1 pseudogene is annotated in these 883 nt (G+C 42.2%); it reads left to right on the top strand.

The annotated features are described in order from the left end of the window. A pseudogene (locus AC6UDB_RS06915) lies at nucleotides 1–883 on the top strand (hypothetical protein); the annotation flags it as partial.

The raw sequence follows: 883 nt of genomic DNA, 5'->3' as shown, positions 1-883 counted from the left end.
AGCGAAAGTAACTCCACCAAGAGCGATTCATTAAGTACAAGCGACAGCCAGAGCACTTCTACAAGCAAGAGTGGCAGCACTTCATTAAGTGACAGTGAATCAACTAGTACTTCAGTGAGTGAAAGCGACTCAACCAAGAGTGATTCCGTAAGTACTAGCGATAGCTTGAGTAACTCGACAAGCAAGAGTAACTCTGTTTCATTAAGTGGCAGTGAGTCAACTAGCACCTCAATGAGCGAAAGCGATTCAACCAAGAGTGACTCATTAAGCACGAGTGAAAGCTTAAGTAACTCGACAAGTAAGAGTGATTCTGTTTCGTTGAGTGATAGTGAGTCTACTAGCACTTCAATGAGTGAAAGTAACTCCACTAAGAGTGAATCTGTAAGCACCAGTGATAGCTTAAGCGAATCTACTAGCAAGAGTGGCAGTACCTCATTAAGCGGTAGCGAATCAAATAGCACTTCAATGAGCGAAAGTAACTCCGCCAAGAGCGATTCATTAAGTACAAGCGACAGCTTAAGTGCTTCAACTAGTAAGAGTGATAGCACTTCATTAAGTGATAGTGAATCAACCAGTACTTCGATGAGCGAAAGTAACTCCACCAAGAGCGATTCATTAAGTACAAGCGACAGCTTAAGTGCTTCAACTAGTAAGAGCGGCAGTACTTCATTAAGTGACAGTGAATCAACTAGCACCTCAATGAGCGAAAGCGATTCTACTAAGAGTGACTCCATAAGTACGAGTGGTAGCCAAAGTATCTCAACTAGCAAGAGCAACAGTACTTCATTAAGTGACAGTGAATCAAATAGCACCTCAATGAGCGAAAGCGATTCTACTAAGAGTGACTCCATAAGTACGAGTGGTAGCCAAAGTATCTCAACTA

Source organism: Fructilactobacillus sp. X3R2C1, assembly GCF_059901235.1.
The sequence above is the reverse complement of the archived record's forward strand: the minus strand, read 5'-3'. Positions and strand labels throughout refer to the sequence as shown.